The 22918-nt window shown below is 72.2% G+C and carries 23 protein-coding genes; 17 read left to right on the top strand and 6 right to left on the bottom strand.

The window, feature by feature from the left end; all coding sequences use genetic code 11:
• Nucleotides 1-17: 17 nt before the first annotated feature.
• On the bottom strand, nucleotides 18-557 hold the full coding sequence (locus ACGFSH_RS07735; RefSeq protein ID WP_393345979.1) for a hypothetical protein: 540 nt from the start codon (nucleotides 555-557) through the stop codon (nucleotides 18-20).
• 537 nt (nucleotides 558-1094) lie between these two features.
• On the opposite strand from ACGFSH_RS07735, the gene ACGFSH_RS07730 reads away from it, so the two are divergent.
• The 6 genes from ACGFSH_RS07730 (at nucleotide 1095) to ACGFSH_RS07705 (ending at nucleotide 7370) form a co-directional block, all read left to right on the top strand.
• Nucleotides 1095-1385 carry a helix-turn-helix transcriptional regulator gene (locus tag ACGFSH_RS07730; RefSeq protein ID WP_329413280.1) on the top strand — a complete coding sequence of 97 codons (291 nt, stop codon included), beginning with the start codon at nucleotides 1095-1097 and terminating at the stop codon, nucleotides 1383-1385.
• A gap of 336 nt (nucleotides 1386-1721) precedes the next feature.
• Nucleotides 1722-3353, top strand: a complete 1632-nt coding sequence (locus ACGFSH_RS07725; RefSeq protein ID WP_393345977.1) for an ABC transporter substrate-binding protein — start codon at nucleotides 1722-1724, stop codon at nucleotides 3351-3353.
• Between the two features lie 6 nt (nucleotides 3354-3359).
• On the top strand, nucleotides 3360-4283 hold the full coding sequence (locus tag ACGFSH_RS07720; protein WP_393345975.1) for an ABC transporter permease: 924 nt from the start codon (nucleotides 3360-3362) through the stop codon (nucleotides 4281-4283).
• Nucleotides 4276-5310, top strand: coding sequence for an ABC transporter permease (locus tag ACGFSH_RS07715; protein WP_393345973.1), 1035 nt, complete (start codon nucleotides 4276-4278; stop codon nucleotides 5308-5310). Before ACGFSH_RS07720 ends, ACGFSH_RS07715 begins: the two co-directional genes overlap by 8 nt.
• Nucleotides 5311-5317: 7 nt before the next feature.
• Nucleotides 5318-6337: an ABC transporter ATP-binding protein gene (locus ACGFSH_RS07710; protein ID WP_393345971.1), complete on the top strand. Its 1020-nt coding sequence runs from the start codon at nucleotides 5318-5320 to the stop codon at nucleotides 6335-6337.
• A complete protein-coding gene (locus tag ACGFSH_RS07705; protein WP_393345969.1) occupies nucleotides 6330-7370 on the top strand; it encodes an ABC transporter ATP-binding protein in 1041 nt (346 codons plus the stop codon). Before ACGFSH_RS07710 ends, ACGFSH_RS07705 begins: the two co-directional genes overlap by 8 nt.
• A 163-nt stretch (nucleotides 7371-7533) precedes the next feature.
• Here the strand turns inward: ACGFSH_RS07705 and ACGFSH_RS07700 are convergent, their stop codons facing one another.
• The gene (locus ACGFSH_RS07700; RefSeq protein ID WP_393345967.1) at nucleotides 7534-9660 is read right to left on the bottom strand and encodes an alpha/beta fold hydrolase; all 2127 of its coding nucleotides are present in this window, start codon (nucleotides 9658-9660) and stop codon (nucleotides 7534-7536) included.
• A gap of 179 nt (nucleotides 9661-9839) precedes the next feature.
• On the opposite strand from ACGFSH_RS07700, the gene ACGFSH_RS07695 reads away from it, so the two are divergent.
• Entirely contained in the window at nucleotides 9840-10034 is a 195-nt protein-coding gene (locus tag ACGFSH_RS07695) for a hypothetical protein (RefSeq protein ID WP_020127941.1), read from the top strand.
• Nucleotides 10035-10050: 16 nt separating this feature from the next.
• Here ACGFSH_RS07695 and ACGFSH_RS07690 read toward each other — a convergent pair whose 3' ends face one another.
• The gene (locus ACGFSH_RS07690; RefSeq protein WP_393345965.1) at nucleotides 10051-10260 is read right to left on the bottom strand and encodes a DUF397 domain-containing protein; all 210 of its coding nucleotides are present in this window, start codon (nucleotides 10258-10260) and stop codon (nucleotides 10051-10053) included.
• Nucleotides 10257-11126, bottom strand: a complete 870-nt coding sequence (locus ACGFSH_RS07685) for a helix-turn-helix domain-containing protein (protein WP_393346943.1) — start codon at nucleotides 11124-11126, stop codon at nucleotides 10257-10259. The genes ACGFSH_RS07690 and ACGFSH_RS07685 overlap by 4 nt, the downstream gene beginning before the upstream one ends.
• A 203-nt stretch (nucleotides 11127-11329) precedes the next feature.
• On the opposite strand from ACGFSH_RS07685, the gene ACGFSH_RS07680 reads away from it, so the two are divergent.
• The 9 genes from ACGFSH_RS07680 (at nucleotide 11330) to ACGFSH_RS07640 (ending at nucleotide 20466) form a co-directional block, all read left to right on the top strand.
• Complete coding sequence (locus ACGFSH_RS07680) at nucleotides 11330-11746, top strand: ATP-binding protein (RefSeq protein WP_393345963.1); 417 nt, start codon at nucleotides 11330-11332, stop codon at nucleotides 11744-11746.
• A 362-nt stretch (nucleotides 11747-12108) separates the two neighbouring features.
• Nucleotides 12109-13056 (top strand): helix-turn-helix domain-containing protein, encoded by a 948-nt coding sequence (locus ACGFSH_RS07675; protein WP_393345961.1) that lies wholly within the window; start codon nucleotides 12109-12111, stop codon nucleotides 13054-13056.
• A 9-nt stretch (nucleotides 13057-13065) separates the two neighbouring features.
• On the top strand, nucleotides 13066-13941 hold the full coding sequence (mshB, locus tag ACGFSH_RS07670; protein ID WP_393345959.1) for an N-acetyl-1-D-myo-inositol-2-amino-2-deoxy-alpha-D-glucopyranoside deacetylase: 876 nt from the start codon (nucleotides 13066-13068) through the stop codon (nucleotides 13939-13941).
• Entirely contained in the window at nucleotides 13941-14351 is a 411-nt protein-coding gene (locus ACGFSH_RS07665) for a DUF6113 family protein (RefSeq protein ID WP_393345957.1), read from the top strand. The genes mshB and ACGFSH_RS07665 overlap by 1 nt, the downstream gene beginning before the upstream one ends.
• Before the next feature lie 154 nt (nucleotides 14352-14505).
• Complete coding sequence (locus ACGFSH_RS07660; protein ID WP_393345955.1) at nucleotides 14506-16908, top strand: hypothetical protein; 2403 nt, start codon at nucleotides 14506-14508, stop codon at nucleotides 16906-16908.
• Nucleotides 16909-16998: 90 nt separating this feature from the next.
• Nucleotides 16999-17913: an ABC transporter ATP-binding protein gene (locus tag ACGFSH_RS07655; protein ID WP_393345953.1), complete on the top strand. Its 915-nt coding sequence runs from the start codon at nucleotides 16999-17001 to the stop codon at nucleotides 17911-17913.
• Nucleotides 17910-18650 (top strand): ABC transporter permease, encoded by a 741-nt coding sequence (locus ACGFSH_RS07650; protein WP_393345951.1) that lies wholly within the window; start codon nucleotides 17910-17912, stop codon nucleotides 18648-18650. The genes ACGFSH_RS07655 and ACGFSH_RS07650 overlap by 4 nt, the downstream gene beginning before the upstream one ends.
• A complete protein-coding gene (locus ACGFSH_RS07645) occupies nucleotides 18647-19852 on the top strand; it encodes a sensor histidine kinase (RefSeq protein ID WP_393345949.1) in 1206 nt (401 codons plus the stop codon). The genes ACGFSH_RS07650 and ACGFSH_RS07645 overlap by 4 nt, the downstream gene beginning before the upstream one ends.
• Nucleotides 19849-20466, top strand: coding sequence for a response regulator transcription factor (locus ACGFSH_RS07640; RefSeq protein WP_351367772.1), 618 nt, complete (start codon nucleotides 19849-19851; stop codon nucleotides 20464-20466). The genes ACGFSH_RS07645 and ACGFSH_RS07640 overlap by 4 nt, the downstream gene beginning before the upstream one ends.
• Nucleotides 20467-20495: 29 nt before the next feature.
• On the opposite strand, the gene ACGFSH_RS07635 is transcribed toward ACGFSH_RS07640, so the two are convergent.
• Both ACGFSH_RS07635 and ACGFSH_RS07630 read right to left on the bottom strand, forming a co-directional pair.
• Nucleotides 20496-21350 (bottom strand): tetratricopeptide repeat protein, encoded by an 855-nt coding sequence (locus tag ACGFSH_RS07635; RefSeq protein ID WP_393345946.1) that lies wholly within the window; start codon nucleotides 21348-21350, stop codon nucleotides 20496-20498.
• Entirely contained in the window at nucleotides 21347-22408 is a 1062-nt protein-coding gene (locus tag ACGFSH_RS07630; protein WP_393346941.1) for a GNAT family N-acetyltransferase, read from the bottom strand. Before ACGFSH_RS07630 ends, ACGFSH_RS07635 begins: the two co-directional genes overlap by 4 nt.
• Nucleotides 22409-22548: 140 nt before the next feature.
• Between ACGFSH_RS07630 and fdxA the strand changes: the two genes are divergently transcribed.
• Nucleotides 22549-22872, top strand: coding sequence for a ferredoxin (gene fdxA / locus ACGFSH_RS07625; RefSeq protein WP_069768200.1), 324 nt, complete (start codon nucleotides 22549-22551; stop codon nucleotides 22870-22872).
• Nucleotides 22873-22918: the final 46 nt, after the last annotated feature.

Genomic DNA, 22918 nt, shown 5'->3' with positions numbered 1-22918 from the left:
GGGCCGCTCTCGTCACGCTACTTCCACTCCAGTCCCCAGACGTTGGCGTCCTTCTTCACCGGGGCGGTGAACCACTTCGCCCACTTGGTGCTCTCGTGGTACTTGCAGTGGCCGTCGTAGTAGTACGTGAACTTCGTGGCCTTGAACTTCTTCGACTCGTGGAACATCGTCATGCGGACCTTGGTCTTGCCCGCCTTGTTCTTCGCCGGGATCGAGTAGGTCCAGCTGCTGGCCTTCGACCACGTCTTGCCGACGGTCACGCTGAACGATGTGCTCGCCTTCGCGAAGATGACCCCGGCCTCGGCGGTGACGCCCGCCGTGCCGCTGGCGCTCACCGTGGCCGTCGCCGTGTGGTTGTAGGTGAGGTTGCCGCCGAGGTTGTCGTACATCCAGTCGCTGTGCAGGTTGGTCGGCTTGCTCACCGTGGACTTGTTGGTGATGTGGTAGCCGGTCCCCGGGTTCGGCGCGCACGCGGCCGAGGCGGGCGCGGCCACGCCGCCCACGATGCCGCCGGCGACGACGGCGGTGGTGATCAGGGTACTTGCGATCTTCCGCACGTACTTTTCCCTTCGAGTGAGTAAGTCGGCAGACGGCTCGCGCCGGGCTGCCTGTGTGCGCTCCAGGCGGTCTCGACGTACTCACCAGAACCCCCGTGAGAGGTCCGGCCGGCCGGAATGTGACGGTCGGTCGGACGGTGATCACCGAAGCGCGACGCCAGGATGTGCCGGGGGCCGGTGAAGTACAACCGGCGCGCCGGGCAGGCCGGCCGGCCCCGTTCGCCCCCGGCTGTTGACAGCCGGGGGGCGATGCCGGGCAAACCGTGCGGACGTCCGCGCGGGAGGCCGCTCGGAGAGGCGGTTCTTCCGCTTCCGCGCGGTTCGTCACCATCACTCGGCCTGTATGTCGTGAGGAACGTCTCATCAGGGAACGTCATGTGTCCCGCGGTATGACAGGCCCACCTCAAGCTTTCCCCAACCCCGGAACCGGCCGCCGCGGGCGCCGGTCCTGATCGGCAGAGCGCCCCACGGACCCCTCCCGGCGTACGCGGGGCGCCGACCGCAGTGACGAACGGGGAGAGTGACGAAGTGTTGGCTGTGACGCATCGCAGAGAACCCGGCGCCGGACACCCGGTGCCGGGCGAGTGGCTCGGAAGGCCCTTCGGGGCGGCCGTGCGGGCCAGGCGCCTGGAGCTGGGGCTGACCCAGGAACGCCTCGCGGCGCAGGCGGGAATGTCCCAGGGGGCCCTGTCGCGGCTGGAGCACGGCCGGGGGGTGCCCACGCTGCCGCTGCTGGAGCGGCTGGCGGCGGCCCTGTCGTCGAACCTGCTGATCTCGCTGTCGCCTTACGGCGCGGTGCACGTGGTCTTCAAGGCCCCGCCCCGCTGAGCTGCCCCGCCGCACCGCTCCCGGACGTCCCGCGCCGCGAAGGCGCGGGACGTCCGTGTTTCCGCCTTTCCCGCCCTTCCCGCCCCTCCCGCCTCTCCGGGGCCTCGCGGTCCTCCCGGGACCGCCCCCTTCCCTCCGTGTGCGTCCGCCGCCACCCGAACGGCCCAGCCGGGTCGTTCGGGTGGCGGTCTCTCAGGAGCCGACACAACCCGTACGGGTGTGGTGAGGGTGCACCGCCCGGGCAATGTGCGGATATTGACTGGCAAAGGATCAGATTTCCGGCGCCGGCGGCAGTCCGCCGCTCAGGACAGGCGCGCGGTCGAGGAGGAGGCATCCATGCGTGGAGCCACGCACGCCAGGTGGGCCGCGTTGGCGGCGGCGGCAGCGCTCACGGCGACGGCCTGCGGCGGCGGGGGGAGCGACAGCGGGAGCGGCGACGGAAGCGCGATGCTCAGCTCCTCCTGGGGAGACCCGCAGAATCCGCTGGAGCCGGCCAACACCAACGAGGTGCAGGGCGGCAAGGTCCTCGACATGATCTTCCGCAGCCTGAAGAAGTACAACCCGGAGACGGGCGCGGCCGAGGACATGCTGGCCCAGAAGATCGACACCACGGACTCCCAGAACTTCACCGTCACCGTCAAGGACGGCTGGACGTTCAGCAACGGCGAGAAGGTCACGGCGAAGTCCTTCGTCGACGCCTGGAACTACGGCGCGAGCCTGAAGAACAACCAGAAGAACGCCTACTTCTTCCAGTACATCGACGGCTACGACCAGGTGCACCCCGAGTCGGGCAAGCAGAGCGCCGGCACCCTCTCCGGCCTGAAGGTCGTCGACGACAAGACCTTCACGGTCAAGCTCTCGCAGAAGTTCTCCACCTTCCCCGACACCCTGGGCTACCCCGCGTACGCGCCGCTGCCCCAGTCGTTCTTCAGCGACCACGCCGGCTGGCTGAAGAAGCCGGTCGGGAACGGCCCTTACACGATCGAGTCGTACACCAAGGGCTCCCAGATGGTCCTGAAGAAGTGGGACGGCTACCCGGGCGACGACAAGGCGCAGAACGGCGGCGTGACCCTGAAGGTCTACACCGACAACAACACCGCCTACACCGACCTGCTGGCCGGCAACCTCGACCTGGTCGACGACGTGCCCGCGGCCCAGCTCAAGAACGTCAAGGCCGACCTGGGCGGCCGCTACCTCAACACCCCGGCCGGCATCATCCAGACCCTCGCCTTCCCGTTCTACGACCCGAAGTGGAACACCGCGGGCTCGGCCAAGGTCCGCACCGGTCTGTCCCGCGCGATCGACCGCAAGCAGATCACCGAGACGATCTTCCAGAAGACCCGCACCCCCGCCACCGACTGGACCTCGCCGGTGCTCGGCAAGGAGGGCGGCTTCCAGGACGGCCTATGCGGGGACGCCTGCGACTACGACCCCGCGGAGGCGAAGAAGCTCATCAAGGAGGGCGGCGGCCTCCCCGGCGGCCAGGTCAAGATCACGTACAACGCGGACACCGGATCCCACAAGCAGTGGGTGGACGCGGTCTGCAATTCGATCAACAACGCCCTGGACAACGACAAGGCCTGCGTCGGCAACCCGGTCGGCACCTTCGCCGACTTCCGCACCCAGATCGGCGAGCGGAAGATGAGCGGCCCGTTCCGGGCGGGGTGGCAGATGGACTACCCCCTGATCCAGAACTTCCTCCAGCCGCTCTACTACACCAACGCCTCCTCCAACGACGGCAAGTGGTCGAACAAGCAGTTCGACTCGCTCGTCAACCAGGCGAACGCCGAGACCGACACCGCCAAGGCCGTGGAGACCTTCCAGAAGGCCGAGGAGGTCGTCCGCGACAACATGGCCGCGATCCCGCTGTGGTACCAGAACGGCAGCGCCGGCTACTCCGAGCGGCTCTCGAACGTCAAGCTCAACCCGTTCTCCGTCCCGGTCTACAACGAGATCAAGGTCGGCTGACCCGCCATGGGCCGGTATGTGATCCGGCGTCTGCTCCAGATGATCCCGGTCTTCATCGGGGCCACGCTGCTGATCTTCCTGATGGTGAACGTGATGGGCGACCCCATCGCGGGCCTGTGCGGCGACCGGCAGTGCGACCCGGCCACCGCCGCCCAGCTCAAGAAGGAGTTCGGCCTCGACAAGCCGGTCTGGCAGCAGTACCTGACCTACATGGGGAACGTCTTCACCGGAGACTTCGGTACGGCGTTCAACGGCCAGCCGGTCACCGAGCTGATGGCGTCGGCGTTCCCGGTCACCATCCGGCTGACGATCGTGGCGATCCTCTTCGAGATCGTCGTCGGCATCGTGCTGGGCGTCGTGACGGGCCTGCGCCGGGGCCGGCCCGTCGACACCGGGGTGCTGCTGCTCACCCTGGTGGTCATCTCCGTCCCCACCTTCGTCACCGGCCTGCTGCTGCAACTGCTGCTCGGCGTCGAGTGGGGCTGGATCAAGCCGTCGGTCTCCACGGACGCGACCTTCGGCGAGCTGATCGTGCCGGGCCTGGTGCTGGCCTCCGTGTCACTGGCGTACGTCACCCGGCTGACCCGCACCTCCATCGCCGAGAACAAGCGGTCCGACTACGTCCGCACGGCCGTCGCCAAGGGGCTGCCCCGCCGCCGCGTCGTCACCCGGCATCTGCTGCGCAACTCCCTCATCCCGGTGGTGACGTTCATCGGGACCGACATCGGCGCCCTGATGGGCGGCGCGATCGTCACCGAGCGCATCTTCAACATCCACGGCGTCGGCTTCCAGCTCTACCAGGGCATCCTCCGCCAGAACACGCAGACCGTCGTCGGCTTCGTGACCGTCCTCGTGCTGGTCTTCCTGGTGGCCAACCTGCTCGTCGACCTCCTGTACGCCGTACTCGACCCGAGGATCCGCTATGCCTGAGCCGACTCCGCCCGAGGACCGTCTGCCGGGTGCGGGCCGCACCCCGCGGGAGGGCGCCATCGCCGACACCGGCATGGGCGGGGCCATGGACCTGGCCACGGCGGAGGGCGAGACCCTGGAGCGGATGCCGGACGGACCGCCGGGCGCGGGGGAGCGGGACGCGGACGGCGGCGCCGGCGAACGGGCCCGGTCGCTGTGGTCCGACGCCTGGCGCGACCTGCGCCGCAATCCCGTCTTCATCATCTCCGCCCTGGTCATCCTCTTCCTGGTCTTCATCTCCCTGTGGCCCGGCTCCATCACCTGGCTGAGCCCCCTCAAGTGCGACCTCGCCAAGGCCCAGGAGGGCTCCCAGCCGGGCCACCCGTTCGGCTTCGACGGCCAGGGCTGCGACGTCTACACCCGCGTCGTCTACGGCGCCCGTACGTCCGTCACGGTCGGCGTCCTGGCCACGCTCGGCGTGGCCCTGCTCGGCAGCGTGCTGGGCGGTCTCGCCGGGTTCTTCGGCGGGGCGGGGGACTCGGTCCTGTCCCGCATCACCGACATCTTCTTCGCCATCCCGGTCGTCCTCGGCGGCCTGGTCCTGCTGTCCGTGGTGACCAGCAACACCGTCTGGCCCGTCATCGGGTTCATGGTGCTGCTCGGCTGGCCGCAGATCTCCCGCATCGCCCGAGGCTCGGTGATCACGGCCAAGCAGCACGACTACGTGCAGGCGGCCCGCGCCCTGGGCGCGTCCAACTCCCGCATCCTGCTGCGTCACATCACCCCGAACGCGGTCGCCCCGGTGATCGTCGTGGCGACCATCGCGCTCGGCACGTACATCGCGCTGGAGGCGACGCTGTCCTACCTGGGCGTCGGCCTGAAGCCGCCGACGGTCTCCTGGGGCATCGACATCTCCGCCGCCTCCCCCTACATCCGCAACGCCCCGCACGCCCTGCTGTGGCCCTCGGGCGCGCTGGCCCTCACGGTCCTGGCGTTCATCATGCTCGGCGACGCGGTCCGCGACGCCCTCGACCCGAAGCTGAGGTGACGGCCGGATGCTGCTCGAAGTGCGCGACCTGCACGTGGAGTTCCGCACCCGGGACGGGATCGCCCGGGCCGTCAACGGCGTCAGCTACGGCGTGGACGCGGGCGAGACCCTCGCCGTGCTCGGCGAGTCCGGCTCCGGGAAGTCCGTCACCGCCCAGGCGATCATGGGCATCCTCGACATGCCGCCGGGCCGGATCACCTCAGGCGAGATCGTCTTCCGCGGCCGGGACCTGCTCACCCTCAAGGAGGAGGAGCGCCGCAAGGTCCGCGGGGCCGAGATGGCGATGATCTTCCAGGACGCCCTGTCGTCCCTGAACCCCGTGCTGTCGGTCGGCGACCAGCTCGGCGAGATGTTCGTCGTGCACCGCGGGATGTCGAGGAAGGACGCGCGGGCCAGGGCCGTCGAGCTGATGGACCGGGTCCGGATCCCGGCCGCCCGCGAACGCGTCCGGGACTACCCGCACCAGTTCTCCGGCGGCATGCGCCAGCGCATCATGATCGCGATGGCGATGGCCCTGGAGCCGGCGCTCATCATCGCCGACGAGCCCACCACCGCCCTGGACGTCACGGTCCAGGCCCAGGTGATGGACCTGCTCGCGGAACTCCAGCGCGAGTACCACATGGGCCTGATCCTCATCACCCACGACCTGGGCGTCGTCGCGGACGTCGCCGACCGCATCGCCGTGATGTACGCGGGCCGGATCGTGGAGTCTGCGCCGGTCCACGACATCTACAAGGCCCCGGCCCACCCCTACACCCGCGGCCTGCTCGACTCGATCCCGCGCCTGGACCAGAAGGGCCAGGAGCTCTACGCCATCAAGGGCCTGCCGCCCAACCTGATGAACATCCCGCCGGGCTGCGCCTTCAACCCGCGCTGCCCCATGGCCCAGGACGTGTGCCGCACGGACGTGCCGCCGCTGTACGAGGTCACCGAGGCGCCCGGGGCAGCCCGTGCCGCCGGGGTGGACGAACTGCCCGCGGACCGCACGAGCGCGTGCCACTTCTGGAGGGAGTGCCTGCATGGCTGAGCCGATTCTGGAGGTCAGCGGGCTGCACAAGCACTACCCGCTGACGCAGGGGATCGTCTTCCGCAAGCACGTCGGCGCGGTGAAGGCCGTCGACGGCGTGGACTTCACGCTCGGCCGGGGCGAGACCCTGGGCATCGTGGGGGAGTCCGGCTGCGGCAAGTCGACCGTCGCCAAGATGCTGGTCAACCTGGAGCGGCCCACGCAGGGGCAGATCCGCTACAAGGGCGAGGACGTCACCAAACTGTCCGGGCGGGCGCTCAAGGCCGTCCGCCGCAACATCCAGATGGTCTTCCAGGACCCGTACACCTCCCTCAACCCGCGTATGACGGTCGGCGACATCATCGGGGAGCCGTACGAGATCCACCCCGAGGTGGCCCCCAAGGGCGACCGGCGCCGCAAGGTCCAGGACCTGCTGGACGTCGTGGGCCTCAACCCCGAGTACATCAACCGCTATCCGCACCAGTTCTCGGGCGGCCAGCGCCAGCGCATCGGCATCGCGCGCGGGCTGGCCCTGCGCCCGGAGGTCATCGTCGCCGACGAGCCCGTGTCGGCGCTGGACGTGTCGGTCCAGGCGCAGGTGATCAACCTGATGGACCGGCTCCAGAGCGAGTTCGACCTGTCCTACCTGTTCATCGCGCACGACCTGTCGATCGTCCGGCACATCTCGGACCGGGTCGGGGTGATGTACCTCGGCCGGATCGTGGAGATCGGCCGCGACGCGGAGATCTACGACCATCCCACCCACCCCTACACCCAGGCCCTGCTCTCCGCGGTCCCGCTGCCCGACCCGCAGGCGCGCGAGCACCGGGAGCGGATCATCCTGACCGGCGACGTGCCGTCCCCGACGAACATCCCCTCCGGCTGCCGGTTCCGCACCCGCTGCTGGAAGGCGCAGGAGCGCTGCGCGCAGGAGGTCCCGGCGCTGGCCGTGCCGGCCCGATTCCGTGCCGCCACCGGCCCCGAGGCCCACGCCTCGGCCTGCCACTTCGCCGAGGAGAAACAGGTGGTGCCGCCGGAGCCGGAGCGGAACTGACGCGCGCCGCGCCCCCGCGCGTTCGCCTCGCAACCGCGTTAACACGCAGGCAACTTGGCCGACCCGGTTCCGATATACGGACGCGGCAGGCTCGACAGCGTACGGCCGTGCGGGTGCCGTGAGCGGGCCGGGGCGATCATGTCGCCCCGGCCCGCTGCCCGTGTCAGGGGCGGGCGAGGCCCAGCGAGCGGCGCAGGAAGTCCAGTTGCAGGTGCAGAAGGTTCTCGGCGACCTGTTCCTGCGGGGTCATGTGGGTCACGCCGGACAGGGGCAGCACCTCGTGCGGGCGGCCGGCGGCGAGCAGCGCCGAGGACAGCCGCAGCGAGTGGGCGACCACCACGTTGTCGTCCGCCAGGCCGTGGATGATCAGCATCGGACGGGCCGGCTCGACGGCGTCCACCAGGCCCTCGTCGTCGATCAGCGAGTTGCGCCGGTAGACCTCGGGGTTCTCCCCGGGGTGGCCGAGGTAGCGCTCCTGGTAGTGCGTGTCGTACAGGCGCAGGTCGGTGACCGGCGCGCCCACCACGGCCGCGTGGAAGACGTCGGGGCGGCGCAGCGCCGCGAGCGCGGCCAGGTAGCCGCCGAAGGACCAGCCGCGCACGGCCACCCGGTCCAGGTCGAGCGGGAAGCGGTCGGCGAGTGCGTGCAGGGCGTCGACCTGGTCCTGCAAGGTGACCGCGGCGACCTCGTCCTTGATCGCCTTCTCCCAGGCGGGGGAGCGGCCCGGCGTTCCCCGGCCGTCGGCGACGATCACCGCGAAGCCCTGGTCGGCGAACCACTGCGAGGTCAGGTGCGCGTTGTGCGCGGCCACCACCCGCTGGCCGTGCGGCCCGCCGTACGGGTCGAGCAGAACGGGCAGCGGGGCGTCACCCTGGTAGTCCGTAGGCATGAGCACGGCGCATGGGATGCGCCGTGCGCCCCCCTCGACGAAGGTGACGCGCGGGGACAGACCGGGATCCTCCGCGCAGGACCGCACGGTCGCCACCGGCTTCCCCTCGCGCAGCACCCGCGCCACGCTCCCCGGCCGGTCCGGCGTGGCCGACACCATGACCGTCACCGGCCCCGAGCGCACCGCCGAGTGCACGCCCGGTTCCCCGGAGAGCCGCTCCACGCCCAGCTCGTTGACGCGGTAGACGTGCACCTCGCCGATCTCCGGCGCGCTCGCGTCCTCCCCGGCGGAGGCCGAGACCAGCACGTCGTCGGCCGTCACGTCCAGCACCGCCCGCACATGCAACTGCGCGCCGGTGAGCGGACGTTCGCCCACCGCGAGTACCCGCGCCCCGCCCTCGTCCGCGATCCGGACCAGCTGCCCGGACGGGCTCCAGCACGGCACGCCAGGGAAAAGTTCCAGCCAAATCCGATCTTCGTCGGCGTGCACCATCCGGGTCGCCCCGGACTCGGTGTCCACCGCCAGGAACAGCTGACTGCGCTGGTCGCGCGCCTGTACGAGGATCAGCGGGGCTCCCGCCCCTGACCAGTGCACTCGCGCCAGATACGGGTAGCGCGCCCGGTCCCAGGCAACCTCCGTGCGCACCCCGTCGAGCCCGAACACGAACAGCCGCACCTGCGCGTTGGCCGTCCCGGCAGCCGGATAGGCGACGTGTTGTGGCTCACGTTTCGGCTGGGCGGGATCCGCGATCCACCACCGCTGCACCGGCGTGTCGTCCACCCTCGCCACCAGCAGCCGGTCCGACTCCGGAGCCCACCAGAAGCCCCGCAGGCGGCCCATCTCCTCGGCCGCGATGAACTCGGCCAATCCATAGGAAACCGTGTCCGATTCCGGCTCCGCGACCGCCCGGTCGTCCTCGCCCCCGGCGCCCACCACCCGCAGCGCGCCACCCGAGGCGTACGCGACGAGCCGTCCGTCGGGGGAGGGGCGGGGGTCGACGACCGGCCCGGCGACGGGGAGTTCGGCGGCCGTGCCGGCCGGCAGCTCGGCCGTGAAAAGCCGCCCTGACAAGGCGAAAGAGGCCAGCTCGACGGCATCGTCGGTGGCATACCCGACGATGCCGGCGCCGCCCTCGCGGCTGCGTTCGCGGCGGGCCCGCTCCTGGGGCGAGAGGTCCTCAGAGGCGCCGCCGAGCAGGGCGCCCGGGTCGGCGGCCAGGCGTTCCGTGCCGTCGGCCGGATCAAGGACCCACAGGGCGCCCGAACGGTCCGTGCCGGAGCCGGAACGAAGGAACACGACCCGGGAGCCGTCGGGGGCCACCGTGAACGAACGCGGCGCGCCGAGGGTGAAACGCTGGGTGCGGGCGTGCCTGCGGGGGAAGGAGCCGGAGTCGGTCGTCATCCCCCGACCATATTGGCCATGCTCCCCCCTTGTGCGGCTGTGCGCCGAGAGATGCGCGCCCACACATAGTTATGATCACTAGCGCTGTGTGGGTATGAACCTGCTGGCCGATGTATGGATTTACCAGTTCCCTCGATCTGTCGTCCCCCACGTTCCCGGGTCCTTGGAGGTGAGCCGCCGTGGCACTCTCGATTTCGGCGGTGGTGCTGCTGGCCATCATCGTCTTCCTGCTGGTCAAGAAGTCGGGACTGAAGGGCGGTCACGCCGTCGTCTGCATCCTGCTCGGCTTCTACCTGGCCTCGTCGACGATCGCTCCCACGATCAGCGACCTGACGACGAGTGTGGCGAGCATGATCGGCAGCATCAAGTTCTGACGCCGTCGGTCCTCGGTCAGCCCTCGGACGCGTACGGCACGAAGTCGGCCCAGGCTTCCGGCGAGAGCCGGAGGCGGGGTCCGTCGGTGTGCTTGGAGTCGCGGACGTGGACGGTGTCGGGGGCGGCGGCGATCTCTACGCAGGAGTCGCCGTCCGGGCCGTCGCTGTAGCTGCTCTTGAACCACGCCGGCTCGGAGTTCTCTCCAGCGGAACTCGTGTGGATCATGTCTCTCCCAGCAGTTTCTCGATGAAGGTCAGCGACTCCCGCGGCGTGAGAGCCTGGGCCCGGATCGTGCCATATCGCAGTTCGAGGATCCGAAGCTGCTTCGGATCCGAGATCGGCCGGCCGTTGTACGCGCCGTCGGAACGGCCCACAGCCGTGCCGTCCGGGAACTTCAGCACCTCGATCTTTCCGCTCAGCCCGGGGTGGGCCTCGGAGTCCGTCGGCATCACCTGAAGCGTGACGTGGCGCAACTGTCCCACCTCCAGCAGATGTTCGAGCTGCTGACGCCACACCATTCTGCCTCCGACCGGCCGACGCAGTGTCGCCTCTTCCTGGACGAAGCTGAGGGCGGGGGCGGGTGACCGCTCGAAGATCGACTTCCGGGCCATACGGGCAGCCACCCGCCGTTCCGCCTCCTCCGGCGCGTAGACGGGCTGCCACGCCTCGAACAGGGCCCGCGCATGCTCCGGTGTCTGCAACAGCCCGTGCAGGCTGAGTCCGACGTACACCCCGAGTTCGACGGCCTGCGCCTCCAGCTTGGCGATCTCGCGGACGTTCTTCGGGTACCGGACCTTCTTCACGTCTTCCTTCATCGCCGACAGCAGTCCGCCCGCTTCGAGCACCCTGTCGGCCTTGTCCAGGTACTCGGGCCGGGGGATCCGCTTCCCGCTCTCGATCTTGTAGACGAGGTCCTCGCCGTACCCGACCGCCAGCCCGAAGTCGGCCGCTCGCATCCCCACGGCCTCGCGCCGCAGTTTCAGCTGCCGCCCCACGGTCTCCACCACGGCGACGCCCCAGTCGTCGTCCGGGTCCACCTCCCAACCCGGCTCGTCCGCCTCCTCCTTGAGCTGGACCGGCTTGCCGTTCACCTGCGTCACCCGCACCCCTCCGTCCTCCGGACCGACAGTTCGGACATGCCCGGACAGCACCCGGACAGTCACCGTACGCAACCGCTTCGTCACTGTTCACGGTAAGCGGGAGCGGCCACGCTGAGTGACGTGATCCAGGAATCCGTCTCCTCCGGGACCGGCCGTCCGCCCGGCCCCCCGGACAGCACTTCCGCAACTTCAGCGTGCGGCTGTCCCCCACGCCTCGTGGAGCGCGCCTCGCCCGGCTGCTGGCCGTCGAGCAACTGCGCTCCTGGGGAACGCCGGTGGACCCGGCCGGCCAGATCGTCGCCGAACTCGCGGCGAACGCGGTGACCCACGGGCGCGTGCCAGGCCGGGACTTCAGACTCACGCTCTACGTCATCGCGGACACGCTGCGCATCGAGGTCACCGACACCGCGGGCGACCGCGCGCCCCGTCCGCCCCGTCCGTCGCGTCCGGGTTCGGACGGCTGCGCCGACGCCATGTCCGGCCGTGGGCTGCTGCTGGTCGAGGCGCTGGCCGACCGGTGGGGCTGGGCCGCGGAGCTGCGCCCGCGCAAGACGGTCTGGGCCGAGATCGTCCTGGCGCCGGACGATGTCCAGGCTCGCCGCGCCACCTGACCGCCGCAAGCCCCGGACGGAACGGCGTGGGTCCGTCACCGGAACCCGGGTTCCCGTGCTCCGGTGAAAGGGGCGCTCTCTCCAAAGGACCATGGCGGCGGAAAAGGACCCCGACCGAGCCCCACCCCTCCCGCCCGCCGGGCAAACTCACTCCCGCGAGTGAATATGCCCAACTCCGCTGGATTCGTGACAGGTTGCGTGGCTTACGCTCAGCGCGACGCAGGACCGAGCAGGACTGCGACCCCAGACCTGCGACCTCAGACCTGCGATCCCAGACCTGCAACCCCAGACATGCGACGGCCCTCGCCGGGACGGCAATCCCAGTGCGAGGGCCTGACCACCGAGAAGTAAAGGGCTTCCCGATGGGCTTCCAGAACCCTAGCGCGCCGTCATGCGCCGAGTCCCGCAATGCGGGTAAAAACCACCCCCGCGCGGGCGGCCTCGACCACGAGAACGCCCGTCACACCACCCGCTTCACGGTGATCGGCAACCACCTCGCCCAGCACCGGGAGCTGTCGCTCCTGGCGATCGGGCTGGGGGTGCACATCCAGTCGCTGCCCAAGGGTGCCCGCGTCGACATCAAGTATCTCGCCGGCCGCTTCCCCGAGGGCGCGACCCGTATCGCCGCCGCCCTGCGCGAACTGGAGTCCCACGGCTATCTGCGCCGCGAGCGCACCCGCGTGCCGGGCGGCCGGATCGTCACCCGCACGATCTCCTGCAACCAGCCCGGCCGCCACGACCGCCGCCCGGCATCCGCCGAAGCCGCCCACGACGCCGCCCGCGACTCCGTGCCCGCTCCCCCCGCCGAACCGAAGACGCGCGCACCCCGCACGTCCCTCCCGGCCGTCCCGCGCCCCGGCTACCCGGCCCCCGCCCTCCTCCAGGCGGCCACGGACCTCCTCGCCGGCCTGCGCCGACACGATCCCGGGCTCCTCCTGTCCACTTGCGACACCGCCCACCTGGCACCCGGCGTCGCCGCGTGGCTGGAGCGGGACGTCAGCCCGGCCGCCGTGCGCCGGGCGCTCACGTCCGACCTCCCGGCCGAGGGGATCCGCCGCCCGGCCGCCCTCCTGGCCCACCGGCTGACAGCCCTGCTGCCACCGCCACCGCCGTTCCGCGAGCCCGCCGCCCCGCCGCCGCCGGCCCCGTACGAGATGCGCAACTGCGACGGCTGCGACCGCGGCATCCGCGCCGCCGAGCCGGACGCCCGCTGCCGCGACTGCCGGGAGCAGCCGGCGGCGGCTCCCGGCCTTCACGGGACGAGGGACGACGGGCGGGTGCATGACCGGGGGAGAGGCGCCGCCTCGTAGGGTGGGCGCATGACGGAACTGCCCGCCCGGCGTCTGCTGCTGGTGCACGCGCACCCGGACGACGAGTCGATCAACAACGGCGCGACCATGGCCAGGTACGCGGCCGAAGGGGCCCACGTGACCCTGGTCACCTGCACTCTCGGCGAGCGGGGCGAGGTCATCCCGCCGCACCTGCGCGAGCTGACCGGCGCGGCCCTCGGCGAGCACCGCCGGGGCGAGCTGGCCGCCGCGATGGCCGAACTCGGCGTCACCGACTTCCGGCAGCTCGGCGGCCCCGGCCGCTACGGCGACTCCGGGATGATGGGCCTCTCCGACAACGACGACCCGGCGTGCTTCTGGCAGGCCGACGTCGACGCGGCCGCCGCGGCCCTGGCCGAGGTGATCCTGGAGGTGCGCCCCCAGGTCCTCGTCACCTACGACGACGACGGCGGCTACGGCCACCCCGACCACATCCAGGCCCACCGCGTCGCCATGCGGGCCGCCGATCTGGCCCGGGCCGCCGGATGGCGCATCCCCAAGGTGTACTGGAACCGCGTCCCGCGATCCGTCGCCGACGAGGCCTTCGCCCGCCTCCGCGACGAACTGCCGGCGCTCCCCTTCACCCGCGTCGCCGCCGTCTCCGACGTGCCGGGCGTCGTGGACGACGACCGCGTCACCACCGCGATCGACGGCACGGGCGCGCCCGCCGCCGCCAAGGCCGCCGCCATGCGCGCGCACGCCACCCAGGTCGAGGTCGCCCCCGGTGACCGGTACTTCGCCCTGTCCAACGAACTCGCGCAGCCCCTCTTCGCCACCGAGTACTACGAGCTGGTGCGCGGAGAGACCGCCGGAAAGAGGGAGAACGACCTGTTCGCGGGTCTCGACGACACGGCGGGGGCGGCCTGATGTCCGACCGCGGCTCGATGCTCGCCCAGCCGCTGCGGATGCCCTCCGCCGGGCGGCTCGCCGCCTATACGGCACTCCTGCTGCTCGGCGCGCTCGTCGCACTCGCCGGCGCACTCGTCCAGGCCGGCTGGTTCCCCGGCGGGCTGCTCCTCGCGCTCGCCGGCGCGGGCGGACTGTTCGTCGGCGGCGCGCGGGCCCTCGCCACCCGCGCCGGGGCCGTCGCGCCCGCCGCCGGCTGGATGATCACCGTCGTGCTGTGCACCGCGGGCCGCCCCGAGGGCGACTTCCTGTTCGGCGCGGGAGGCGGCTCGTATCTCTTCCTGCTCGGCGGCATGGCACTTGCTGTGATCTGCGCCACCATTGGTTTGGGGCGGCAACCGGTCGGCGACGACGTCCGACTTGGGAAGTGACGTACCACTTCACCGCGGCCGGCCCGTGGGAGTCCCGTGTGGGTTTCCGCGGCGGTCGTGGGATACAGGCCAGAAGTGGCCAGTATGGTGGTGCGCGCCGCCGAGCTGCCCGTGAGGTCGTGGCGGGCGGCGGAGCCAACCTGGAGAACCTGCCTTGAGTCGTGAAACTGACAGTCCGTCCTCCGGGCCCAACGGGTCCAACGGGCGCGGCGGAGCCGCATACCCCTCGGGCACGCCGCCGTACGGCACCCCCGTGGTGTCCGAAGGCGGCGCCGACGCGGGCCGTTCGGCCGCGCGACCGGAGGAACGCAAGACCGAGACCACGCTGACCACGCGGATCCGCATCAACATCCCCGGATCCCGGCCCATTCCGCCGGTCGTCGTGCGCACGCCCGTGGCCGAGTCCGACGGCGCGGGCGAGAACGCCGCGGGCGGCACGTCCGACGCCGGCGCCGACGCACAGCAGCCGGCGCCACCGGGCGCCGCCGGCCCCGGCTCGTCCGACACCGGCTCGTTCGAACTGCCCGCCGACCCCGCGTCAGGCGCCGACGACAAGACGAGCGACTGGTTCGCGCCGCGCAAGTCCGCGCCCGCCAAGGGCGGTCAGGGCGGCGGCGGGACCAACGGCGCCGGACTGCCCGGCGGTTCCGCCGCAGGCACGCCCGCCGTCGCCCCGGCCCCCGCTCCCGGCGCCCCGCCCGCCCCCGGCGGCGCACGGCCGGGTGCCGGACGTCCCGGCGGCGTGGTCGGCTCCATGAGCGTGCCCGGCGGCGCCCGCCCCGGCGGCGCCAACGGCGCCGGGCTCCCCGGCGCGACCGGCGGTCCCGTGGCTCCGGGGCACGGCGGCGGCACCGGCTCCTTCGACGTGACCGAGGCGCTCGCCGCGGGCCCCCAGGGCAACGGCGCGCGTCCGGGCCAGGGACCGGGCCAGGGACCGGGCCAGGGCGGCGCGGCCGACCCGAGCCGCGACGACCTGCCCTACTTCTCGGGCACCGGCCAGAACGGCCTCCCCGCCCCGAGCGCCGGCCCGCAGGGCGGTCCCGGCGGACCGGGCGGCCGGACGGGCCTCCCGGCCGGTCCCGGCGCTCCCGGCAGCTCCTACGACTTCAACGGCCCCGACGGGCCGGGCGGTCCCGGCGGCCGGGGCGGCCCGCAGGGCGGTCCCGCCGGCCCCACCACCGGCCCGGTCACCGGCGACGGCCCGATGGTGCCCCCGATGAACGGCGGCGCCCCCGGCGCGACCCGCGCTCCCGGAACGCCAGGCGGCCCCGGCCCGCGCCCCGGTTCCGGCGGTCCGCGGACGGCCGCTCCCGGCGCCGGCGCGGGCGCCGGCCGGCTGCCCGGCGGCGGCCTGAGCGACGACACCGCGATCCTCACCCCGCAGAAGCCCGCCCCCGGACCGGGCGCGGGCGGCTACGGCAGCCGTCCGGCCGACAACGTCTCCGGACACACCGTCACCAGCGGCATCCCCGTCGTCCCGGCCGGCGGCCAGGGTGGTCCGGGCGGGCCCTTCGCGGGCGCCGCGCCCGCCGACGGACCGCTGCCGCACACCCCGCCCAAGGCGCCGGAGCAGACCGGGCAGAGCCCGGCCGCCGGCTCCAAGAAGAAAAAGAAGAAGGGCCGCGGCAAGCTCCCGCTGCTCGGCGGCCTGGTGGTCGTCGCGGGGGTCGGCCTGTACGGCGCGGGCCTGCTGATGAACCACTCCGACGTGCCCAAGGGCACCACCGTCCTCGGCGTGGACATCGGCGGCGGCACCCGCGACGACGCCGTCAAGAAGCTCGACGACGCCTTCGGCAAGCGGGTCGTCCAGCCGCTGAAGCTGTCCGTCGACGGCGGCTCCGTCACCCTCAAGCCGGACCAGGCGGGCCTTCAGTTCGACATCCCGGCCACGGTCGACCGCGCCGCCGGGAGCGACTACAACCCGGTCTCCGTGATCGGCTCGCTGTTCGGGCAGCACCGCGTGGCCGAGCCCGAGATGCCGGTCGACGAGGAGAAGCTCCAGGCCGCTCTGCGGAGCGCGGCGGGCGGCTCCGGCTCGGCCGCCGACGGCACCATCAAGTTCGAGTCCGGCAAGGCCGTCCCCGTCTACGGCAAGGCCGGCAAGGGCATCGACGCGGCGAAGGCCGAGGACGCCGTCGTGGCGGCCTACCGCACCCAGGTGGAGACCGGTTCGGCGTCCGGCGTGAAGGTGCCGACGACGACCCGGCAGCCGACGGTGTCCGACGCCGAGGTCGACCGCATGATGAAGGAGTTCGCCGAACCGGCGATGTCCGGCAAGGTCACCGTCATGACCGACGCCGCGCACGCCGTCTCCTTCAGCCCGAAGAACTCCCTGTGGAAGTTCCTCCAGGTCAAGGCCGTCAACGGCAAGCTCGTCGAGAGCTACGACCAGGCCGCCCTGAAGGAGCTGTACGGCCGCACCTTCGACGGCGTGCTGATCGCCCGCGGCACCGGCCAGAAGACGGCCGTCACCGTCCAGGACGTCATCGGCGCCCTGCGTCCCGCCCTCAAGAGCGAGACGAACCGGACCGGGGTCATCGACACCGACCCGAGCTGACGCGCCGGCGGTGCCGCATGACATCTGTCATGCGGCACCCCGGACGTCCGGCACTGCCGCCCCGGCCGCCGCCCGCGCGACGATGACGGCATGACGACGCAGACAGCACCGGCGGTCGGGTTCGACCAGGTGAGCAAGAGCTTCGGGAACGTGCGGGCCGTGGACGGCCTGACGCTCTCGCTGCGCCCGGGGGAGACCGTGGCGCTGCTCGGCCCCAACGGGGCGGGCAAGTCCACCACCCTCGACCTGCTCCTCGGCCTCAAACAGCCCGACAGCGGCTCCGTCCGCGTCTTCGGGGTCACCGCGCGCGAGGCGATCGTCGCCGGCCGGGTCGGCGCGATGCTCCAGAGCGGCGGCCTGATGGACGAGGTCACCGTCGCCGAACTCGTCGGCCTCGCCTGCGCCCTGCACCCCAAGCCGTACAAGGCGTCCGAGGTGATGGCCCGCGCGGGCATCGCGCAGATCGCCGCCCGCAAGGTGAACAAGCTCTCCGGCGGCCAGGCCCAGCGCGTGCGGTTCGCGCTCGCCACCGCCGGCGACAGCGACCTGATCGTCCTGGACGAGCCCACCACCGGCATGGACGTCACCGCCCGCCAGGCCTTCTGGGCCACCATGCGCGAGCAGGCGGACCAGGGCCGCACCGTCCTGTTCGCCACGCACTACCTGGAGGAGGCCGACGCCATAGCCGACCGGGTGCTCGTCCTGCACCGGGGCCGGCTGCTGGCCGACGGCACGGCGGCCGAGATCAAGGCGAAGGCGGGCGCACGGCGCGTCTCCTTCGACCTGGAGGGCGTGATCGACGAACGGGCCCTGCGCGGGCTGCCCTTCCTCACCGCCCTCGACGTCTCCGGGCACACCGTGCGCATCCAGTCCGCCGACGCCGACGCCACCGTCCACGCGCTGTACGGGCTCGGCGTCTACCCCCGCAACCTCGAAGTCGCCGGGCTCGGCCTGGAGCAGGCCTTCGTCGCCATCACCGCCGCCGAGGAGGCGAAGACCAAGTGAACAGCCTGATCAAGCTGGAGCTCGCCCGCGCCCTGCGCAACCGCAAGTTCCTGTTCTTCTCCGTCATCTACCCGTCGGTGCTGTTCCTGCTGATCTCCAGCACCTCCGACACCACCACCGAGGTCGAGGGGACGGGCCTGACCCTCCCGACGTACATGATGGTCTCGATGGCCTCCTTCGGCGCTCTCACGGCCGTCCTCATGGGCAACAGCGAGCGCATCGCCAAGGAGCGCGAGAGCGGCTGGGTGCGGCAGCTGCGGCTGACCACCCTGCCCGGCCGCGGCTACGTCCTCGCCAAGACCGCCAGCGCGGCCGTGGTCAGCCTCCCGTCCATCGTCGTGGTGTTCGCGTGCGCCGCGCTCCTGAAGGGCGTCCGGCTGGAGGCCTGGCAGTGGGGCGCCCTCACCGGCGCGATCTGGGCCGGCAGCCTCGTCTTCGCCGCACTGGGCGTCGCGATCGGCTACCTCGCCGACGGGGACGCCGTCCGCCCCATCACGATGATCACCTACTTCGGGCTGTCGATCCTCGGCGGCCTGTGGTGGCCCACGGCCACCTTCCCGGCCTGGCTGCGGGACATAGCCGAGTGGGCGCCCACCCACGCGTACGCTTCTCTGGGCCAGGCCATCGAACAGAGCCAGGCCCCGCACGCCAAGGACATCGCCATCCTGGTCGTCTTCTTCGCCCTGTTCACGGGCGGCGCGGCCTGGCTGTACCGGAAGGACACGCTGAAGGCGTGAGCGCCATGACGCAGGACCAGTCGAACGAGGCCCGGCGGGACCCCCTGATCCTGCCGGGCGGGCCGGCCCGCAGCCGGGGCGAGCTGTGGCGGCGCAAGTTGCTGTGGATCGGCGTGTGGCTGGTGTTCCTCAGCTCGCCGGTCCACGACCTCGTCTCCGGCGGCCACAGCGCGGGCGCGACCGCGGCCGGCTCCCTGGGCCTCGCGGTGTTCGTCGTCCTCTATCTCGCCCTGCTGTTCCGCAACATGGGGGCCGCGCCCTTCGTCCCGCGGCTCGTCGCCGCCCTCATCGGCGCGATGGCGGTGCTCGCCACCGTGCTGAGCCTCACCATGGGTTCCGCCTGGCTCGGCCTGTACTGCTACGTCTCCGTCGCCTGCGGGAGCGTGCTCCCGATGCGGGCGGCGTTCTGGACGATCCCCGGCACGGGCGCGGTCATGCTCCTCGTCGGGCTGCGCACCGGCGAGGAGGAGGCACTCAACCTCCTGCTGCTGGTCCTGCTCATCGGCTTCGCGATGAGCGGGGTGAGCCAACTGGTCCGCACGACCGTGGAGTTGCGCAAGGCCCGGGCGACGGTCGCCCAACTGGCCGCCAACGAGGAGCGGCTGCGGCTGGCCAGGGACCTGCACGACCTGCTCGGCCACTCGCTGTCGCTGATCACGCTCAAGAGCGAGCTGGCCGGCCGGATGCTCCCCGGCCACCCCGACAAGGCCGCCCAGCAGGTCGCCGACATCGAACAGGTCAGCCGCCAGGCCCTGGTGGACGTCCGTGAGGCCGTCACCGGTTACCGCCGGCCCCGGCTGGCGTCCGAACTGGCCGGCGCCGAGGTCGCGCTGACCGCGGCCGGTGTCGTCGCCGCGATACCCGCCGAACCCGACCTGGAGGGCGTCCCCGAGGAGAGCGAGTCCGCTCTGGCCTGGGCGCTGCGCGAGGCGATCACCAACGTCGTGCGGCACAGCGGCGCGACCCGCTGCACGGTGGACGTCGTCCGGCGGCAGACCCTCGACGGCCCCGTCGTCGAACTGTGCGTCGAGGACGACGGATCCGGCGGCTCCGGCAAGGGCCCCGGCAACGGCCTCACCGGCCTGACCGAACGCATGGAGAAGGCGAACGGCGCCCTGGAGGCGGGCCGGTTGAAGAAGGGCTTCCGGCTCACGGCCCGGGTCCCGGCCGGCCCGGCGCCGGACATAGGATCCGGTTCATGAGTGGTGGCATGATCAAAGTCCTGCTGGCCGAGGACCAGTCCATGGTCCGCGAGGCTCTGGCGGCGCTGCTCGGCCTGGAGGACGACATCGAGGTGGTCGCCCAGGTGGCGCGCGGCGACGAGGTCCTCGCGGCCGCCCGCGCCCACGACGTCGACGTCGCCCTCCTCGACATAGAGATGCCGGGCGCGACGGGCATCGAGGCCGCCGGACAGCTCCACCGCGAGTTCCCGCGGCTGAAGCTGGTCGTCCTCACCACGTTCGGCCGCCCCGGCTACCTGCGCAGCGCGATGGAGGCGGGCGCCGACGCGTTCCTCGTCAAGGACGCCCCGGCCGCCCAGCTCGCCCAGGCGGTCCGCAAGGTCCTCGCGGGCGAACGGGTCATCGATCCCACGCTCGCCGCGGCGGCCCTGGCGGAGGGCGCCAACCCGCTGACCGACCGCGAACGCGAGGTGCTGCGGGCGGCGGCCGACGGCTCGACCAACGCCGAACTCGCCGCCGCCCTGCACCTGTCCCAGGGCACCGTGCGCAACTACCTGTCGACGGCGATCCAGAAGCTCGCGGTGCGCAACCGGGCCGAGGCGGTCCGCACCGCCCGGGAGAAGGGCTGGCTGTGAGATCCGGGCCGCCGGCCCGGCCGGGGGCGTCAGTTGAGCAGGGCGCGCGCGGCGAACGCTTCCTTGCGCACCCGCTCCGCCGTCGCCCCGTCCACGACCTCCACCAGCGACGCGTACTCCTCCAGCTCGGCGGCCCCGCCGACGAAGTCACCGCGCTGCACCAGCAACTGGCCCTTCTCGTAGCGCAGCCGGGCCGGATGCGAGGGCACGGCCAGCCCCAGCTCGACGGCCCACAGCGCGACGTCCGACCGCTCCGGGCGGGCCGCCGCCCACGAGCGGATGTTGTTCAGGATCCGCGTCACCACCTCCAGCGGCTCCGCCGGACCCAGCATCGACGGCTCCAGCCGCGCCCCCGTCGCCCCGGTGACCAGCCGCTCGGCGTCGCCGCCGGTCAGCACGCGGCCGCCGTCGAAGGGATCGACGAGCACCTGGCGCGCGACGTCCCCGGGCGGCCCGAACCCCACCACGAAGTGCCCCGGCAGCGCGACCCCGTACACCGGGGCTCCGGCCCGCCGCGCGACCTCCACCCACACCACGGACAGCAGGATCGGCAGCCCTCGCCGCCGCGTCACCACCTGGTGCAGCAGCGACGACTCCAGCCGGTCGTAGTCCGCGGCCGACCCGCCGAAGCCGTGCCGCCCGCCGAGCAGATCCCGCAGCGCCACCGCCCAGTCGTGCGGTCCGCCGGGCCGGAACGGCAGTTCCCCGGCCAGCCGGTCCAGCTCGATCTGGGCGGCGTCCACCCCGGCCTCGTCCAGCAGCGGATCCGCCGCCGCGCCGATCAGCAGGCACAGCAGCGCCAGGTCGGGCCGCTCGGCGCGGGCCTCCTCGGCGAACCGCCGGCGCACCTCGTCCCCGTCGATCCCGCGCCCGGACCCGCTCACGACGCCCCCGCAGCGGGCCGCGACGACGGCTGCGGCTCCCGGTAGTGGTGGTAGGCGTGGTGCGCGGTGAAGCCCAGGCCGGCGTACAGCGCCCGCGCGCCCGCGTTGTCCTCCTCCACCTGGAGCCAGGCCGCCGACGCCCCCTCCGTCAGCGCCTCGCGGGCCAGGGCGGCCATCACGGTCGTGGCGAGGCCCTCGCGCCGGCGCGCCGGATCGACCTCGACGGCGGCGAACCCGGCCCAGCGCCCGTCCACCACACACCGCCCGATCGCGGCGGGCGGCGCCCCCGCGTCCGGGCCGGGCACCGACGCGAACCAGACCGACGGCTCCGCCCCGCCCGCGCCGGGAGCGGCCGCAGAGCGCCCGCCCAGCACCTTCAGGGCCGCCTCGCCCACGCCCTTGCGCCGGTACCGCGCCAGCCACGCCCCGTCGGCCTCCCGGGACAGCACCACGCCCGTGGGCTCCGCCCGGTCGGCGAGCGGCGCCAGCGCCCCGATCCACAGCTCGGCGGTCACCTCACGCACCCACCCGCGCTCCTCCAGCCGGGCGCCCAGCAGTTCCTGCGTGCCCTCGGCCCCCGTCGCCGTCTGCACATAGGCGGGCAGCCCGCGCCGGCCGTACCAGTCGCGTACGGCGTCCAGGGCCGCGTCGAGGGGCATCCCGGGGTCGCCGAGCGGCAGCACCGAGTTGGCGCGCCGGGTGAAGCCCGCGGCGGCCCGCAGTTCCCACGCGCCGAGCGGCTCGCTCTCCACGGGACGCCAGGCCCGCGCGGCGACCCGGGCCAGTTCCGGATAGGAGGCGGCGGGGCCGCGCCGGCGCGCGGGCGCGGGCGGCACGACCTTCCCGGCGACCAGCGAGGACGCGTCAACACGGACGCTCTCGCCGCTCTTCCGTGTGATCACGAGCACACCGTCGTCCCATGATGTGAGAACACCGACCGTGTCGGTGAATTCGTCCCCCGTGGACGTGCTGCCGCTCAAACGCCGCACGGAGACACGTTTGCCCACGTCAGCGGCGGTGATACGGACCTCCAGGCGTCCGGCGGCCGAGATTTCCACAGGTCGTTTCACCCCTCCTGTTCGGATCATGCCCAAGAACGGAGATACTAGGGGCGGGCATCGACGACGCCGCGCTCCCGCGCGCCAGGCGGCGGAGCCTGAGGAGGCCCGCCAGCGCCCTATCGAGGAGGAACGACAGCGTGACCTACGTCATCGCGCAGCCTTGTGTCGACGTGAAGGACAAGGCCTGCATCGAAGAGTGCCCGGTCGACTGTATCTACGAGGGCCAGCGGTCCTTGTACATCCACCCGGACGAATGCGTCGACTGCGGCGCCTGTGAGCCGGTCTGCCCGGTCGAGGCGATCTTCTACGAGGACGACACTCCGGAGGAGTGGAAGGACTACTACAAGGCGAACGTCGAGTTCTTCGACGACCTCGGCTCGCCCGGCGGCGCCAGCAAGCTGGGTCTGATCGAGCGCGACCACCCCTTCGTCGCCGCGCTGCCGCCGCAGGCGGCCGAGTAATCCGCAGCAGCGGCCCGCACTCCGTGCCGCCTCGGTCCCGTACGGC

The sequence above is a fragment of the Streptomyces sp. NPDC048481 genome, from assembly GCF_043200075.1.
In the GTDB taxonomy this organism is placed as follows: Bacteria; Actinomycetota; Actinomycetes; order Streptomycetales; family Streptomycetaceae; genus Streptomyces.
This window is presented reverse-complemented; position numbering and strand designations above follow the sequence as displayed.

Bases quoted from the DNA above. Each gene is read 5' to 3' on its own strand.
- ACGFSH_RS07725 (WP_393345977.1), top strand. From the start codon at position 1,722: ATGCGTGGAGCCACGCACGCCAGGTGGGCCGCGTTGGCGGCGGCGGCA.
- ACGFSH_RS07720 (WP_393345975.1), top strand. From the start codon at position 3,360: ATGGGCCGGTATGTGATCCGGCGTCTGCTCCAGATGATCCCGGTCTTC.
- ACGFSH_RS07715 (WP_393345973.1), top strand. From the start codon at position 4,276: ATGCCTGAGCCGACTCCGCCCGAGGACCGTCTGCCGGGTGCGGGCCGC.
- ACGFSH_RS07710 (WP_393345971.1), top strand. From the start codon at position 5,318: ATGCTGCTCGAAGTGCGCGACCTGCACGTGGAGTTCCGCACCCGGGAC.
- ACGFSH_RS07705 (WP_393345969.1), top strand. From the start codon at position 6,330: ATGGCTGAGCCGATTCTGGAGGTCAGCGGGCTGCACAAGCACTACCCG.
- ACGFSH_RS07700 (WP_393345967.1), bottom strand. From the start codon at position 9,660: ATGACGACCGACTCCGGCTCCTTCCCCCGCAGGCACGCCCGCACCCAG.
- ACGFSH_RS07690 (WP_393345965.1), bottom strand. From the start codon at position 10,260: ATGATCCACACGAGTTCCGCTGGAGAGAACTCCGAGCCGGCGTGGTTC.
- ACGFSH_RS07675 (WP_393345961.1), top strand. From the start codon at position 12,109: ATGGGCTTCCAGAACCCTAGCGCGCCGTCATGCGCCGAGTCCCGCAAT.
- mshB (WP_393345959.1), top strand. From the start codon at position 13,066: ATGACGGAACTGCCCGCCCGGCGTCTGCTGCTGGTGCACGCGCACCCG.
- ACGFSH_RS07665 (WP_393345957.1), top strand. From the start codon at position 13,941: ATGTCCGACCGCGGCTCGATGCTCGCCCAGCCGCTGCGGATGCCCTCC.
- ACGFSH_RS07655 (WP_393345953.1), top strand. From the start codon at position 16,999: ATGACGACGCAGACAGCACCGGCGGTCGGGTTCGACCAGGTGAGCAAG.
- ACGFSH_RS07640 (WP_351367772.1), top strand. From the start codon at position 19,849: ATGAGTGGTGGCATGATCAAAGTCCTGCTGGCCGAGGACCAGTCCATG.